Source organism: Dietzia sp. SL131 (assembly GCF_026672565.1).
GTDB classification, from domain to species: Bacteria; Actinomycetota; Actinomycetes; order Mycobacteriales; family Mycobacteriaceae; genus Dietzia; species Dietzia kunjamensis.
Map to the genome: position 1 here is coordinate 2,306,905 of NZ_JAPPRI010000003.1, position 14,720 is coordinate 2,321,624.

12 protein-coding genes and 2 pseudogenes are annotated in these 14,720 nt (G+C 71.0%); 6 read left to right on the plus strand and 8 right to left on the minus strand.

The window, feature by feature from the left end:
• Nucleotides 1-133 precede the first annotated feature (133 nt).
• The 3 genes and pseudogenes from OVA21_RS11730 to OVA21_RS11740 all read left to right on the plus strand — a co-directional run.
• On the plus strand, nt 134-1,840 hold the full coding sequence (locus tag OVA21_RS11730; protein ID WP_096906967.1) for a helix-turn-helix domain-containing protein: 1,707 nt from the start codon (nt 134-136) through the stop codon (nt 1,838-1,840).
• 121 nt (nt 1,841-1,961) lie between these two features.
• Nucleotides 1,962-3,503, plus strand: coding sequence for an aldehyde dehydrogenase family protein (locus OVA21_RS11735; protein ID WP_253695621.1), 1,542 nt, complete (start codon nt 1,962-1,964; stop codon nt 3,501-3,503).
• Between the two features lie 148 nt (nt 3,504-3,651).
• Nucleotides 3,652-4,599 (plus strand): annotated as a pseudogene (locus OVA21_RS11740) (NDMA-dependent alcohol dehydrogenase); the annotation flags it as partial.
• A gap of 46 nt (nt 4,600-4,645) precedes the next feature.
• Here OVA21_RS11740 and OVA21_RS11745 read toward each other — a convergent pair.
• Nucleotides 4,646-6,001, minus strand: coding sequence for an IS256 family transposase (locus OVA21_RS11745; RefSeq protein WP_069388925.1), 1,356 nt, complete (start codon nt 5,999-6,001; stop codon nt 4,646-4,648).
• Nucleotides 6,002-6,054: 53 nt separating this feature from the next.
• On the opposite strand from OVA21_RS11745, the pseudogene OVA21_RS11750 reads away from it, so the two are divergent.
• Nucleotides 6,055-6,225, plus strand: a pseudogene (locus OVA21_RS11750) (alcohol dehydrogenase); the annotation flags it as partial.
• Nucleotides 6,226-6,585: 360 nt separating this feature from the next.
• Here the strand turns inward: OVA21_RS11750 and OVA21_RS11755 are convergent.
• On the minus strand, nt 6,586-7,485 hold the full coding sequence (locus tag OVA21_RS11755) for an SDR family oxidoreductase (RefSeq protein WP_069389416.1): 900 nt from the start codon (nt 7,483-7,485) through the stop codon (nt 6,586-6,588).
• Nucleotides 7,475-8,074: a hypothetical protein gene (locus tag OVA21_RS11760; RefSeq protein ID WP_069389415.1), complete on the minus strand. Its 600-nt coding sequence runs from the start codon at nt 8,072-8,074 to the stop codon at nt 7,475-7,477. The genes OVA21_RS11755 and OVA21_RS11760 overlap by 11 nt, the downstream gene beginning before the upstream one ends.
• A 108-nt stretch (nt 8,075-8,182) precedes the next feature.
• Between OVA21_RS11760 and OVA21_RS11765 the strand changes: the two genes are divergently transcribed.
• Nucleotides 8,183-9,790, plus strand: coding sequence for an alpha/beta hydrolase (locus OVA21_RS11765; RefSeq protein WP_187701599.1), 1,608 nt, complete (start codon nt 8,183-8,185; stop codon nt 9,788-9,790).
• Nucleotides 9,791-9,937: 147 nt separating this feature from the next.
• Nucleotides 9,938-10,162, plus strand: a complete 225-nt coding sequence (locus OVA21_RS11770) for a hypothetical protein (RefSeq protein WP_007627087.1) — start codon at nt 9,938-9,940, stop codon at nt 10,160-10,162.
• Between the two features lie 105 nt (nt 10,163-10,267).
• Here the strand turns inward: OVA21_RS11770 and OVA21_RS11775 are convergent, their stop codons facing one another.
• From OVA21_RS11775 to OVA21_RS11795, 5 genes are all read right to left on the minus strand, one after another.
• A complete protein-coding gene (locus OVA21_RS11775; protein WP_096907512.1) occupies nt 10,268-10,912 on the minus strand; it encodes a response regulator transcription factor in 645 nt (214 codons plus the stop codon).
• Nucleotides 10,909-12,234, minus strand: coding sequence for a sensor histidine kinase (locus OVA21_RS11780; RefSeq protein ID WP_268092444.1), 1,326 nt, complete (start codon nt 12,232-12,234; stop codon nt 10,909-10,911). Before OVA21_RS11780 ends, OVA21_RS11775 begins: the two co-directional genes overlap by 4 nt.
• A 23-nt stretch (nt 12,235-12,257) precedes the next feature.
• Nucleotides 12,258-13,004: an ABC transporter gene (locus OVA21_RS11785; protein ID WP_067716973.1), complete on the minus strand. Its 747-nt coding sequence runs from the start codon at nt 13,002-13,004 to the stop codon at nt 12,258-12,260.
• Nucleotides 13,001-14,032, minus strand: a complete 1,032-nt coding sequence (locus OVA21_RS11790; RefSeq protein ID WP_083249812.1) for an ABC transporter ATP-binding protein — start codon at nt 14,030-14,032, stop codon at nt 13,001-13,003. Before OVA21_RS11790 ends, OVA21_RS11785 begins: the two co-directional genes overlap by 4 nt.
• Nucleotides 14,033-14,158: 126 nt before the next feature.
• On the minus strand, nt 14,159-14,656 hold the full coding sequence (locus tag OVA21_RS11795) for a hypothetical protein (RefSeq protein ID WP_096906962.1): 498 nt from the start codon (nt 14,654-14,656) through the stop codon (nt 14,159-14,161).
• Nucleotides 14,657-14,720: the final 64 nt, after the last annotated feature.

Genomic DNA, 14,720 nt, shown 5'->3' on the forward strand with positions numbered 1-14,720 from the left:
ACCCGCCCGACCCCGCCCGACCCTCGCGGGCGCGACGACCTCCCGACCAACCGCCCACTACCGGGGGCATCACGCACGCCGCCGCGGCCGTATGGTGTAGATCACACACCCCCCGACCGGCCGGAGGCGCCCTGTGACCCAGACCGTCCGCCCCTCCTCCCCTGCCCCCGGTGAGGACCACATCGATCTGTCCTGGCGCAGATCCGCATCGTGCGGACTCACCCCGAAGAGCGCCCGGCCCGGGGCTCCCGACCCACGCGCCTCCCGCTCCCACCGGCTCGCGGAGGCCGCCCGTCCGGTCATGGACGACCTGGACGAGGTCCTCAAGGACACCGGGGCGATGCTCCTGCTCGCCGACCGTGAGGGTCGGGTCATCCGCTCGGTGCGCGACAACGCCCGGATCTCCCGCATGCTGCTGCGGCGAGGGGTCGACGACGGGGCGACCCTGACCGAGGACGCGGTGGGCAACAACGGAATCGGCACGGCCCTCGAGACCCGCGCCGGGGTGTTCATCCACGGCGAGCAACACTTCGCCGAGGTCCTGCGCGACTTCGCCTGTTACGGGCACCCGATCATCGACCCGCTCACGCGACGCCTGGTCGGCGCGGTGGATCTGACGGGTATGAGCGCCGACGCCTCCCGCATGTTCGCGCCGTTCGTACGGAAGATCGTCGCGGACATCGAGGCCCGCTACGTCGACACCGCCCGTGCCGACGACCGCGAACTGTGGCACCGCTTCGTCGAACGCACCCGCACCTCCGACACCGCGACCTGCGCGTTCGGCGACGAGGTCGTACTGGCCTCGCACTCGAGCCTGGAACGGCTGGACTCCCGCGACCTCGGCAGGCTCCGGCGCCTGGTCGACCGGGACGAGCTGGGCGACTCCGTGGAGCTGTCGGTGGGTACGGTCGGGGTGCTCTCGAGCCGTGTCGGCCGCCGTGGGCACCTGCTCGACCTGGTGTTCCCGGACCAACAGCACCCGGCCGTGCCCGTCCTGGGCAGCACCCGGCCTGCCTCCACTGCCGCCATGGCCGCGTCCACCCCGGGGAGGTCGGCGATGCCCGCCGCGTCCACGCCCGGCTCCTCCAGCGGGGCCACCGGGCGGGCCCACGCCGTGGTCGGCCCCTCCGGGTCCGGACGATCGACGACGGCGCGGGACATCGCCGGCCCGGGCGCCCTGCACGTCCGTCTCGCGGAAGCCGACAGCGCGGACGCCGCGTGGATCGGGCTCGTGGTGCCCGCCCTACGTGACCAGGGCGATCAGGGCAGGCCGCTGGTCCTGGACGACATCGACCTCCTCGACGACGCCGACCTGCGCCGCCTGGCAGCACGCCTACGGTCGGCGGAGGCCGCCCTCGTCGTCGTCACCAGTCGCGAGGACCCCCGCGCGGCGGTGACGGAGGCACTGGACGCGTGCGGGACGAGGACCGTTCTGCGGCCGCTGCACGAACGGGGGGCCGAGAGCGCCGAGATCGTCGCCCGGATGGTGACGGAACTGACCGCCGAGAAGGGGCTCGGCCCGACCGTGCCCACAGCGCGCTTCACGGACGCCGTCTGCGCCCTGGACCTGCCCAACGGACTGATCTCCCTGCGGTCGATCCTGAGCGAATGCCTCACCGAATCCGGGCACAGGGGATCGACGACCCTCGACGTGGACTCACTGCCGTCCCGCGCCCGCACCGGACGCCCGCCCCGGGCCGGGGTGCTGGCGAGAGGCGAGTACGACGCGATCGTCGCCGCCCTGGCCGAATGCGACGGCGTCCGGTCACGCGCCGCCAAACGGCTGGGCATCAGCAGGACCACCCTGTACGCCCGGATGCGGGAGTTCGGGCTGTCCTGACGCGCACACGGCGCCCGCCGTCACCGTGTCCAGAAACTGAACACTCCGGAGGGCCGACTCGCCCCCAGGATGAGTTGTGATCAGCCTCACAACCGAGGCGGTCGGATCTTCGGAGGAAATTATGACCGGCACACTCTCCCGCGACACCGGCTCGGGCACCGACTCCGGCGCGCACGTCGACGAGCGCCTGGGCGCCGAGGCCCGCGACTTCCTGGCCCGTCCGCATCGCCTGCTCATCGGCGGACAGTGGGTCGACGCCGCCGACGGCCGCACCTTCGCCACCCACGACCCTGCGACCGGTGCCGAGATCACCCGGGTCGCCCACGGCGGGCCCGAGGACGTCAACCGGGCCGTGGCCGCCGCACGCCGCGCATTCGACGACGGCGCCTGGGCCACCATGAAGCCGCGCGAGCGCGAGCAGATCCTGTGGCGCATCGGCGACCTGCTCGACGCCAAGGCCGAACTGTTCGGTCAGATCGAGGCGCTCGACAACGGCAAGTCCGTCGCGATCGCCACCGCCGTCGACGTGGCCTGGGCCGCGGACGTGTTCCGCTACTACGCCGGCTGGGCCACCAAGATCGAGGGCTCCACCGTCCCGGTGTCCATGCCGTTCGCCGGTGACAAGCAGTTCCACGCCTACACCCAGCGCGTGCCCGTGGGCGTGTGCGGGCAGATCATCCCGTGGAACTTCCCGCTGCTCATGGCCGCGTGGAAGCTCGGCCCCGCCCTGGCCACCGGCAACACCCTCGTTCTCAAGCCGGCCGAGCAGACCCCGCTCACCGCCCTCCTGCTCGGCGAGGTCTGCCAGGAGGCAGGCGTGCCCGACGGCGTGGTCAACATCATCACCGGCTTCGGCGACGCCGGCGCCGCCATCTCCGGCCACGACGACGTGGACAAGGTGGCCTTCACCGGCTCCACCGAGGTCGGCAAGCTCATCGTGGACGCCGCCAAGGGCAACCTCAAGAAGGTCTCCCTCGAGCTGGGCGGCAAGAGCGCCAACATCGTCTTCGCCGACTGCGACTGGGACGCCGCCGTGGCCGGCTCCGTCGCCGCGTGGATGTTCAACCACGGCCAGGCGTGCACCGCCGGCACCCGCCTCTACGTGGAGGACTCGATCTACGACGAGTTCACCCAGGCGGTGGCCGACGCCGCGTCCCAGGCCACCATCGGCCACGGACTCGACCCCGACACGGTGCTCGGACCCGTCGTGGACCAGGACCAGTTCGACAAGGTCTCCTACTACCTGCGCGCCGGCATCGAGGACGGCGGCCGCGCCCTGACCGGCGGGGCCCGCCATGGCGACACCGGCTTCTTCATCCAGCCGACGGTGTTCGTGGACGTCAAGCCCGAGGACCGGGTCGTGAAGGAGGAGATCTTCGGCCCCGTCGTGGCCGCCCTGCGGTTCTCCGACGTCGACGACGCCGTCCGCCAGGCCAACGACTCGATGTACGGCCTCGCCGCCGGCGTCTGGACCAAGGACCTGTCCAAGGCCCACCATGTCGCCAGCCGCCTCCAGGCCGGATCCGTGTGGGTCAACCAGTACAACGGCTTCGACACGGCCATGCCGTTCGGCGGGTTCAAGCAGTCCGGGTGGGGTCGCGAGCTCGGCGCCGGCGCGCTCGACCTCTACACCCAGACCCGGTCGGTCAACATCCAGCTCTGACACGACCGGCCCGCCCAGACCGGACCGCCCCCAGACCGGGACCCGGCGTCCCCGTGACCACTCCGGGGACGCCGGAGTCCCCCCCTTCCCACACCGTCGCCCTTCCCACACCGTCCCCTTCCCGCACGCCCCCGAAAGGACCACCACCGTGAAGACCAAGGCCGCCGTACTGTTCGACACCCACAAGCCGTTCGAGATCATCGAGCTCGACCTGGACGACCCGGGCCCCGGCGAGGTGCTCATCAAGTACACGGCCGCGGGCCTGTGCCACTCGGATCTACACCTGTCCGATGGCTCACTGCCGCCCCGCTTCCCGATCGTCGGCGGTCACGAGGGCGCCGGGATCATCGAAGCCGTCGGCGAGGGCGTCACCAAGGTCAAGCCCGGCGACCACGTGGTGTGCTCGTTCATCCCCAACTGCGGCGTCTGCCGCTACTGCTCGACCGGCCGGCAGAGTCTGTGCGACATGGGCGCCACGATCCTCGACGGCCACATGCCCGACGGCACCTTCCGCTTCCACTCCGGCGGGCAGGACTTCGGCGCCATGTGCATGCTCGGCACCTTCTCGGAACGCTCGGTCATCTCACAGCACTCGGTGGTCAAGGTCGACGACTGGCTGCCGCTGGACAAGGCCGTGCTCGTGGGATGCGGGGTGCCCTCGGGCTGGGGCACCTCGGTCTATGCCGGCGGAGTCCGTCAAGGCGACACCGTGGTGATCTACGGCATCGGCGGCCTGGGCATCAACGCCGTGCAGGGCGCCGTTCACTCCGGCGCCCGCCACGTCGTGGTGGTGGACCCCGTGCAGTTCAAGCGGGACGAGGCGCTGAAGTTCGGCGCCACCCACGCGTTCGCGAGCGCGGCCGAGGCCCACGCCGAGGTCGAGAAGCTCACCTGGGGTCAGATGGCCGACCAGGCGCTGATTCTCGTGGGCACCGTCGAGGAGCAGGTCGTCTCCGACGCGTTCGACGTGATCGGCAAGGGCGGCCGGGTGGTCATCACCGGCCTGGGCAACATGACGGACAAGACCGTGCAGGTCAGCGGCACCATGATGGCCCTGTTCGGCAAGACCATCACCGGCACGCTCTTCGGCTCCGCCAAGAGCTTGTCAAGATAATTGTGTGAGTTTTGGTTAGTGATGTCTGTCACATGTGGGGGTCGAAGCGTTCCGGGTAGGCCAGTGCGAGTTCGGCCAGTGCGGCTCGCCAACCGTGGATGGTGGCGCCTTCGACGAGTCTGGGGATCGATTTCCGGGGGCCTGCGTGGCCGTCTGCTCGGCGTTGAGCGTCCTTGGCGCGTTCTCGGTCTCGTCGGTCCTCGATGTTGCGTATGGCTAGCCATAGCAGCTTGATCGCGGCGGCATCGCTGGGGAAGTGCCCGCGGTTCTTGGTGATCTTGCGCAGCTGGTAGTTCAGCGACTCGATCGAGTTCGTGGTGTAGATCAGCTTGCGTGTGGCTGGGCCGAAGGCCAGGAACGGGATGAACCGCTCCCAGGCGGCCTCCCACGACCTGACGGCGGTGGGGTACTTGGCGCCCAGCGGCGATTCGGCGAAGGCCTCCAGTGCGGCTCTGGCGGCCTCGGCGTTGGCGGCGGTGTAGATCGGCTTGAGTGCCTTGGCCACGTTCTTGCGGTCGCTGTAGGACACGAACCGCATCGAGGCCCGGATCAGGTGCACCACGCAGGTCTGCACCTCGGCGAAAGGCCAGGTCGCGGCAATCGCCTCGGACAGTCCGGTCAGCCCGTCGCAGGCCACGATCAGGACGTCTTTGACGCCGCGATTGGCCAGTTCGGCGCACACGCTGGCCCAGAACGCCGCGCCTTCCTTGGCCTGCACCCAGATGCCGAGCACGTGCTTGACGCCCTCAAGATCGACCCCGACCGCGATGTGGGCAGCGCGGGTCTTCACGTGGGCTCCATCGCGGATCTTGATGTGGATCGCGTCCAGGAACACCACCGGGTAGAACGCCTCCAACGGGCGGTGCTGCCAGGCGGCGACTTCGTCCAGGACCGCGTCGGTGACGTTGGCGATGGACTCGTGCGACAGCTCCACCCCCAGCGTCCGCGCGAGGTGGTGCTCGATCTCCCGGACGGTCATCCCGCCGGCGTACAGCGAGATGATCTGGTCCTCCAGCCCGCCGAGCCGGCGGGCGCCCTTCGGGACGAGCTGGGAGGCGAACGAGCCCTGCCGATCGCGGGGCTGATCCAGCTCCACCGGGCCGACCTCGGTGGCCACGGTCTTGCGCGAAGTGCCGTTGCGGTGGTTTCCGTCCCCGCCACGGGCGTGGGCATCGCGGCCCAGATGCTCGGTCAGCTCGGCGCCCATGCCCCGCTCAAGGACGGCCTTGAGCATCTCGTTCAAAAAGCCGTCCTTGCCAGTCAACTCCAACCCTCGCGAACGGGTCTCGGCGAGTACGTGATCAATCAGCGCATCCGAGAACACCTCCCGGCGAAGCCCAGCAGCATCTGATACATCCGTAGCGTCGTGGTCGTCAACAGCCATAGCGTTCATGATTCCTCCTCCGGATCAACTCACACAGACCATCTGACACGCCCTCCGCCAACCCGCAGTACGACATCGTCAAGCTCCTGCGGCTGTACGACGAGGGCAAGCTCAAGCTCGACGAGCTCATCACCACCACGTACACGCTCGACCAGGTCAACGACGGCTACCGGGATCTGCAGGACGGGAAGATCATGCGCGGCGTGATCATCCACGACACCTGATCCGGCGGTAGGACCCATAGACCGGAGTCGGTCGGGCCGGGCGGGACGGCGCACCCGCCCTCCCCATCCGACCGACTCCCCCCCCTCCCCCCCCGGCGCGCGCCGCCCTCCCCCTGGGCTGCGCGCGTCGGTGCGTCAGCCGGCAGCCGCTCCCGCGGATGGCGTCTTGCTCCCGCCGCTGCCCGCCCAGCCCGCAGCCGCTCCTCGCCATGGCGTCCCGCTCCCGCCGCTGCCCGGCAGCCGCTCCCGCGGATGGCGTCTTGCTCCCGCCGCTGCCCGCCCAGCCCGCAGCCGCCCCTCACCATGGCGCCTCGCCCACCCTTCGGTGCGCGCGAGACGCCATCCCGGCGTGCGGCTGCGTCAGGGTGTGGGCGCGCCGCCGGTCACCGAGAGCGTGTTGCCGGTCGTGTACGACGACTCCTCGGAGGCCAGATATACGTACGCGCCGGCCATCTCGACCGGCTGCCCCGGCCGACCGAGCGGGTTCTTCTGCCCGAAGTACGGCAGCTTCTCCGGCTTCTGCCCGCCCGTCACCTGCAGCGCGGTCCAGAACGGGCCCGGCGCGACGGCGTTCACGCGGATCCCCCGCGGCGCGAGCTGCTGCGCCAGCGCCTTGGACATCGTGTTGACCGCGGCCCGCGAGGTCGCGTAGTCCACCAGGCCCGGCGACGGCGTGTAGGCCTGCACCGACGAGGTGAAGATGACGCTCGCACCCGGCTGCAGATGCCCGAGTGCCTCCTGCATCATCCAAAACGGCGCCGAGATGTTGACGTTCATGGTCTCCGCCCACTGCTCGGAGGTCAGGTCCTCGAGGCTCTCGACGTAGGTCTGCCGGGCGGCGTTGAGCACCAGCACGTCGATCCCTCCGAGCCCGGCCACGGCGTCGCGGACGATCCCCCGCGCGACCTCTTCGTCGCCGACGTCTCCGGGCAGCAGGACGCAGGTGCGGCCGGCCTCGCGGACCAGCCGGGCGACATCCTCGGCGTCGGACTGCTCGGAGGGCAGGTAGCCGATCGCCACGTCGGCCCCCTCGCGGGCGTACGCGATCGCCACCGCGCGACCGATGCCCGAGTCGCCACCGGTGATGAGCGCGCGGCGACCCGTGAGCCTGCCGTGTCCGACGTAGGACGTCTCACCGTGATCGGCGGGCGGCTCCAGCTCGGAGGCGAGCCCCGGCACCGGCTGCGACTGCATCGGGATGTCGACCTCGTACTTGGTGGTGGGGTCGATGAGCGGCTGGGCGTTCGGGTCAGTGGTCACGGGAGGCCTCCTCGGAAGTCGGAATCTCGACCGTACGCTCGCCCACCCCGGCGGAAGCTGAACCGACACTTCTCCGCGCGTGCGCCCTGTCCAGCCACGCCAACTCCTCTTCGATTATCGAGGTCCGCATGAGAAAGCGCGCTATCCCGCCCGGCGCCCGCGACTTGATGCCCGGCTTTCGCGAGATGTACACCTTCATGATCTCCTGCTTGAGAATCCAGGACACGAAGAACATCACAATTGCGCCCACGAAGAACACATTCGTGAGCACCAGAACCGCAGGGCCCGTCTCCCGACCAACAAGAGGGCTCACGATGTAAACGGTCGACAGCAACATCGTGTAGAACGCCGAGAAGGTCCCGAGTATGGTGAGAAATCGTACAGCCTGAGCCGCGCGATACCGGGCAACCGCCTCCGCGCTGAGCGATTCCAACTCCGCTTCCAGATGAGCGCGTCCGCTGACCCGCTCGAGCGCGGCCGACAGCCTGTCGATCTTCTGGGAGAACCGCTCTCGACCCACGGAGGCTGTGATTAAGGCCCCCACCAGAGCGGGAATCGCCACAAGAAGAGACTCGGGAATGCTCGTCATGCGGCGACGCTAACTTGGCGCTACGACATCGCTATCGTCCCCTGACAGGCAATGGCAATGTCGGACGGTCGGCAGCAACGGGGGCGCCATCCTGAAAGACTGGGCGACATGCACAGCCGCCGTTCAGCACTCCTCCCGTCCGCCGCTCGTCACGTCGCCTCGGCAGTGGCGTCGGTGCTCGTGGCGGCGGGACTCGTCGTCGTCCAGGGCGCCGCCACCACCGCACCGGCCGCGCACGCCGCGCCCACCTGGGGCGCGTGCCCCGACACCGTGTCCACTCCCGGCGCGGTCTGCACGACGGTGACCGTCCCGCAGGACTACTCGCGGCCGGATGGCGAGACCATCGACGTCACGGTGTCCAAGCTCCCGGCCCGCGACCCGGGCGCCCGGCGCGGGGTGCTGTTCGGCAACGCGGGAGGACCGGGCGGGGACTCCCTGACCTACTTCGACGACAACGAACTCTTCACCTGGCCCGATGCCCTGCGCGATGAGTGGGATCTGATCGGCGTGCAGCCCCGGGGACTCGCCCACGCCGGGCCCCTGCAGTGCGCTCCGCTGAACCCGGCGGACGTCCTGATGTTGGCGACCAACGTCGGCGGAGCGCACCGGGCGGCGTGCGAATCGGTCAGCGGCGACGACTGGCGACACCTGACCACCGAGAACACCGCCCGCGACTGGGAGCAGGTGCGACTGGCGCTCGGCGAGGAGCGGATCTCGATCCACGGCCTGTCCTACGGCACCCTGCTCGGATCCACCTATGCGACGCTGTTCCCCCAGCACACGGACAAGGTCGTGCTGGACTCGGGCGCTCACCCGGACTGGATGTGGAACCAGGTCCTGCTCGAGCAGAACGAACCGCACAAGCGGCGGGTTCACGACATGTTCGACTGGATCGCGGCCAACGACGCCACGTACGGCCTGGGCGACACCCCGCTCAAGGTGTATCAGCGCTGGACGGAGCGGGTGCTCGCCGAGGCCGGCACCACCCCGACACTGGCTCCACCGCCCGCGCGCGTGGGCGATGTGCCGGCGGAGTGGCAGGCCCTGGCGCAGGCGTGGATCGACGGTACGACGCTAACCGGCCCGGCGCGGGCGCAGCTGGAGGGCCTCGCGCGGCAGCTGCTCAACCCCGGCGCGATGCAGTCGCAGTCGATCACGCTCGCCGCGACCCGGAGCCTCGCGCCACAGTCGCAGGGCTGGCCGATACTGGCGGCGGCCCTGCGCGACGGCACGCCCTTGGGCATGGTCGATCCGGAGATGCCGGCCGTCCCCGCGGAAGCGCTGATCGCGGTGAACATGCAGTCGGCGATCCTCTGCAACGAGAACCGCGTGGCCCCGCGACCACTGGACTACCCGGCCTTCCTGTGGACCCAGTTCGTCACCGGCGACATCTTCGACGCCACCGGCCTGATGTTCAGCTCGGGCGCGGCGTGCGCGGGAGCTCCCGCCGTCACCACGCCCGTCGAGGTGAGCGGTGACGCGCTCGAGGTGCCGCCGCTGCTGATCAACTCGGTGGCGGACCCCCAGACCCCGCTGCACGGCGCCCGCGCGCTGGGGGACCGGATGGGCGCACACATGATCACCGTCGACGGCGGCGATCACGGGCAGGTCGCCAAGGGCAACGACGTCGTCGACGACGCCGTGGTCGAGTACCTGCGCACCGGGCACACCGAGACCACCTCGGCGCCCGCGCCGCCGGCACCCGTCGCGCGGTGACAGCCCGCCGTGCCCGCCCGCGGTGGCGGGGCGACCGTTGCGAGGCGGCCGGGCCGCGCGGTCGACAGGCCTCGACCGGATGCGAGACGGCGCCGGATCACCCAGACTGCGGAGACGACCGGATTCCATCGATTCGAAGGAGCACGCATGCCCCGTTACCGCGTAGTGGACCCCGACCAGAACGTGATCGAGGAGAAGGAGTTCGCTGACGACACCAAGGCTTACGACTGGTTCAAGACGGTCGAGGTGCCCGACGACGCGCTCGGGTACGCCATGGAGGTCGACATGGACGGCAAGTGGACCCGGTTCGAGATCAACGACGGCGGCACCAACACCTCCCCCGCCGCCGACGAGGGCACCGGTACCCCCTGATCGTTCACGACACGATCTGACGCGGCCGGCCGCACCCCGCTCCACCGCGGGTCGGTCGGCTCTCGCGTGTCCGGGGCCGGGGCCCGCGCCTCCGGGGCCGGGCCGTCAGAGCCAGCCGCGCGCCTGGGCCTCCCGCGCCGCCTCGCCCCGCGTGGACGTATGGGTCTTGGCGATCGCCGAGGACAGATGGTTGCGCACGGTGCCCTGCGACAGGACCAGCTCGGCGGCGATGTCGGCGACGCGGGCCCCGGACAACGCGTGACGCAGGACGTCCTTCTCCCTGGGCGTGAGGGGGTCGGGGCCGGCGACCATCGAGTCGCGGGCGAGCACCGGGTCCACGACGGTCTCACCCGCGTTCACCCTCCGCACCGCGTCCGCCAGCTCGCCGGCGGGCGTGTCCTTGACCACGAAGCCGCCGGCCCCCGACTCGAGCGCGCGGCTGACGTAGCCGGGGCGGCCGAAGGTGGTGACGATCAGGACGCGAACGCCCGGGTGCTCGTCGCGGATCCGGCGGGTGGTGGTGATGCCGTCCCCGCCGGGCATCTCGATGTCCACCACGCAGACGTCGGGCCGCAGGCGCTCGACCGCCGCCAGGAGTTCGTCCCCGCGGCCCACCTCGGCGACCACGTCGATGTCCCGTTCCAGGGCGAGCAGCGCCGCGAGACCACCTCGGACGAGCGCCTGGTCGTCGGCCAGGACGAGTCGGATCGGCGCCGCCGCGGGGGCGGAGCCGGACACGGTCTCGCTCATCGCGCCCACCCCACTGCCACGATGGTCCCGGTCTCGCGTGTGTCGGACCCGGGCCCGCCCGCCCCGGGTCCAGCCGACCCGACCCCGGCCGCCCCGACCCCGGCCACGGCGGTGCTGCGGTCACACACCTCGAACCGCGCGCCGGCGTCGGCGGCCCGCGCCGCGAGCCCCTCGAGCCCCCGTCCCGCCGTGTCGGAGCCCGCAGTGCCGGAGCCGGCCTCCCGGCGGGCGCCGATCCCCCGGCCGTCGTCGGTGACGCGCACGCCGCCGGCGGTGAACTCGACGGTGACGCGGCGGGCCCCGGAGTGTCGGGCGATGTTGGTGCCCGCTTCCCGTAGCGTCCACGCGACGAGCACCGCGTACTCCGCGGGAACGAGATCCGGGGTGCCGTCCACGCGCACGTCCATCCCGGCGGCGCGGAGGGATGCGGTGAGGTCCGCGAGCTCGCGCGCGGGATCGGCGACGCGCATCCCGGACACGGTCTGCCGCATCTCCGCCAGAGCGGTGCGGGTGAGCATCTCGATGTTCTCCAACTCGGCGCGGGTGATGTCCGGGTCGGAGTCGAGTCGGGCGCGGGCGAGCTGTGCGCGGATGGTCAGGGCGGTGAGGGTATGGCCGAGCACGTCGTGGAGGTCCCGGGCCATCCGCTCGCGCTCCTCCACCACCCCCAGCGCGCGCCGGTAGTGGCCTTCGCGGTCGCTGATGCCCACGGAGATGCGGGTGCCGATCATCGACAGGACCACCGGGATCACCAGGAAACACGGGATGAGCATGGCGACGTTGCTCTCGAACAGCGCCGCGCCACACCCGATGAGGATCAGCGCCACCGCGGCGGGCACGCTGCGTCGGAGCGGCCAGGCGGCGGCGATGAAGCAGGCGATGAACGGCAGGAAGTTGGTCGGGCCGTTGATCCCCGCGGCGGGCAGGGTGCCGAACGCGCACACCACGAGCCCGGCCAGGTAGCCGAGGCCGAGCGGCGCCGGAGGCTCCGCCGGGGGGTCGAGCCAGTTCTCATCCGCCGCGAGCGGCGACTCACCACGGGCCGCGAGCGTCGACGCATCTCGGGTGGGGCGCGCCGTCCTGCGCAGGTGTAGCGGGTAGTCGCGGGTGACGGCGGGCGAGGCGAAGCCGGCGAGGTAGACGGCGGAAAAGACGGCGACGGAGGCCAGGCCCAGCACCGTGGGTGCGGTGGGCGCGCCGGAATAGACGACGGCGAGGACCGGGTAGATCAGAAAGACCTGCCAGATCAGGGAGAACAGGACATTCGGGCTGGTGAGGGCGTCCCGGACCCGGCGCCAGGTGGTTCTGCTGCCCGTCGTCATCGACCCGACCTCCCCTGCCGTCTCTAGTCCCGGCCCCGACGGCGACGCACCAGAACTGTTGCCGTCGTCCCCAGTATGAGGGCCCACGCGGTCACATTGAGCAGCGGAAGCCACAACGGGTCGGTCACGGACTCGGTCACCACCCCGCCGGTGAGCGGGAAGCGGGCCAGCGCGTTGATCCCGTACAGCGGCGTGAACCGGGCGAGCTCCAGCGCGGTCCCCGACAGCGGGATGAACAGGTTGCCGGCCAGGGCGAACAGGACCAGGCTCCCACCGGCCACGCCCAACGCGGATTCGGAGCGGAACGCCATCCCGGCGGTCAGTCCGTACCCGGCGAACACCGCCGACCCGATCCACGCCGCGGCCAGGGCCAGCACCCACGCGAGCGGCGTGGCTTCAGCCCCCGTGAGCGCGCCGACGAGCCCCACGGAGAGGACGGGCACAGCCGCCACCGTCATGGCCACGGCGGACTTGGTGATCACGAAGCCGGTGCTGCTCCACGGGGTCAACCCGAGTTGACGTCCCCAGCCCTGGAAGCGTTCGAGAGCGGCCCCGCCGCTGATCGAGGTGGTGGCGGTGACGGCGCCGTAGACGGCCATGGAGATCATGACGACCGAGCCCACGTTGCCGTGTGCGACGGGCTCGTCCCGGTAGGACTGGGCGCTGCCGAACACCAGGTACATGATGAGCGGCAGTCCGGCGATGAAGAAGATGTTGGTGATGTCGCGCAGAGTGCGGCGCAGGTCGATGGCCCAGTAGGTGGCGTTCATCGGGCGGCCTCCTGGTCGGGGTCGGTCGTGTCGGGGTCGGTGGTGTCGGGGGCTGTGGTGTCGGGTGCGGCGGTGAGGGCGACGAAGGCGTCGTCCAGCGACCGCGGGCTGATGGTGAGGTCACGGGCGGCGGTCCCGCGCAGCAGCGCGCCCGCGGTGGCGTCGCTGTCGGTGCTGGTGAGGATGACCCGGGTGGGTGTGCGTTCCACCGCGGTGACCCCGGGCAGGTCGTGGGGTGCGGGTTCACCGGGCCCGGGGGTCCAGACCGCGGTGACGCGGGTGCCCGTGGCCATCGCACGGATCGCCTCGACCGGGCCATCGGCCACGATCCGGCCGCGGGCCATGAGCACGATGCGGTCGGCGAACGCCTCGGCCTCCTCCAGGTGGTGGGTGGCGAATAAGACGGTCGACCCGGACGTGGCCTCGGCGTGCATGGTGGACCAGAACTCACGGCGCGTGCCCACGTCCATCGCGGCGGTCGGCTCGTCGAGGATGAGCAGGTCGGGATCCGGCAGCAGCGCCAGGGCGAAGCGGAGTCGTTGCTGTTCGCCGCCCGAGCAGCGGGAGACCTTCCGGCGGCCGATCGTGGCGATCCCTGCCCGGTCGAGTACCTCGCCCACGGAGAGCGGGTCCCGGTACAGGGCCGCGATGGCCCGGACGGTCTCCTCGACCGTGAGGTCGGACAGCAGTCCCCCGGTCTGGAGGACGGCGGCGATCCGCCCGTCGGCGACGGCCTGTCTGGGGACGGCGCCGAACGCTCGGGCCCGCCCGCCGGTCGGCTCGGTGAGGCCGAGCGCGATGTCGAGGGCGGTGGTCTTGCCGGCACCGTTGGGGCCGAGCAGCGCCACCACCTCGCCGGGGTCGATCCGCAGGTCGATGCCGCGGAGGGCGTGGACCGTCTCGGCGCGAGGCCGGGTGAACGTCTGGGTCAGGTCGTGGAATTCGAGGGCGGGAGCGGGCGCGTCGGTGTCGATCACCGCGCCGACGCGGCCTGGGTCCCGGGGGCGGGTGGAGCGGTGGATAACCATGCTTCCACCCTCGCTTACCTGCGATGACGTTCGGAAGGATCGCCTGTCACGACCTCACCGGTGACAACTGTCACGGGTCCGCCGCATGGGGCCCCTCACGAGCGGTCGGGACGAGGCGGGGCCGGTTCAGCGGAAGAGCGCGCCCGGGCCCCGACGCCGCGGGGGCCGCGCACGGTGGATCCGGGTGCGGATCTCGAGCGTCATGGCGTCGATGCGGGCGGCCTCCTCGAGCAGGTCCGCCACCGAGTCCGGCTGCTGCGCGGGTCCCGCCATTGTGGTCTCGTTGGCCTGCTCGAGGACGGCGCGGAACCGCGGGTCGGGGTCGACCTTGCTCTGTATCTCCGGGTAGACCACCTCGAGGGCGGTGCCGATCCCCTGCGTCTCCCGCAGGTCGTACCACGCGTCGACGGTCGCGCCGAGCGCCTCGAACGCCAGTGCATACGACCGGCGGGCGGAGCCGAGCGCCTGCTGGGCGGTCAGTTGCAGCGGGTCGGTGCCGCGCAGGAGCCGCCGGCGGCGTGCGAGATCCTCGAGCCCGGAGCGGATGAGCCATCCGGTGGAGCCGATCCACACGACCGCTCCGGCGATGAGCGCCACCACCACGATGGCGAAGATCAGCGGCACGACGTCACCTCCTTTCCGGTCCGAACGCCGGCCCACCCGGGCCGCAGACCCGGCATCCTGCTTC

Excerpts from the sequence above, each read along its gene's own strand:
- OVA21_RS11785 (WP_067716973.1), bottom strand. The coding sequence starts at position 13,004 with ATGAACGCCACCTACTGGGCCATCGACCTGCGCCGCACTCTGCGCGAC.
- OVA21_RS11780 (WP_268092444.1), bottom strand. The coding sequence starts at position 12,234 with ATGACGACGGGCAGCAGAACCACCTGGCGCCGGGTCCGGGACGCCCTC.
- OVA21_RS11745 (WP_069388925.1), bottom strand. The coding sequence starts at position 6,001 with ATGGCTGTTGACGACCACGACGCTACGGATGTATCAGATGCTGCTGGG.
- OVA21_RS11760 (WP_069389415.1), bottom strand. The coding sequence starts at position 8,074 with ATGACGAGCATTCCCGAGTCTCTTCTTGTGGCGATTCCCGCTCTGGTG.
- OVA21_RS11790 (WP_083249812.1), bottom strand. The coding sequence starts at position 14,032 with ATGGTTATCCACCGCTCCACCCGCCCCCGGGACCCAGGCCGCGTCGGC.
- OVA21_RS11770 (WP_007627087.1), top strand. The coding sequence starts at position 9,938 with ATGCCCCGTTACCGCGTAGTGGACCCCGACCAGAACGTGATCGAGGAG.
- OVA21_RS11765 (WP_187701599.1), top strand. The coding sequence starts at position 8,183 with ATGCACAGCCGCCGTTCAGCACTCCTCCCGTCCGCCGCTCGTCACGTC.
- OVA21_RS11775 (WP_096907512.1), bottom strand. The coding sequence starts at position 10,912 with ATGAGCGAGACCGTGTCCGGCTCCGCCCCCGCGGCGGCGCCGATCCGA.
- OVA21_RS11735 (WP_253695621.1), top strand. The coding sequence starts at position 1,962 with ATGACCGGCACACTCTCCCGCGACACCGGCTCGGGCACCGACTCCGGC.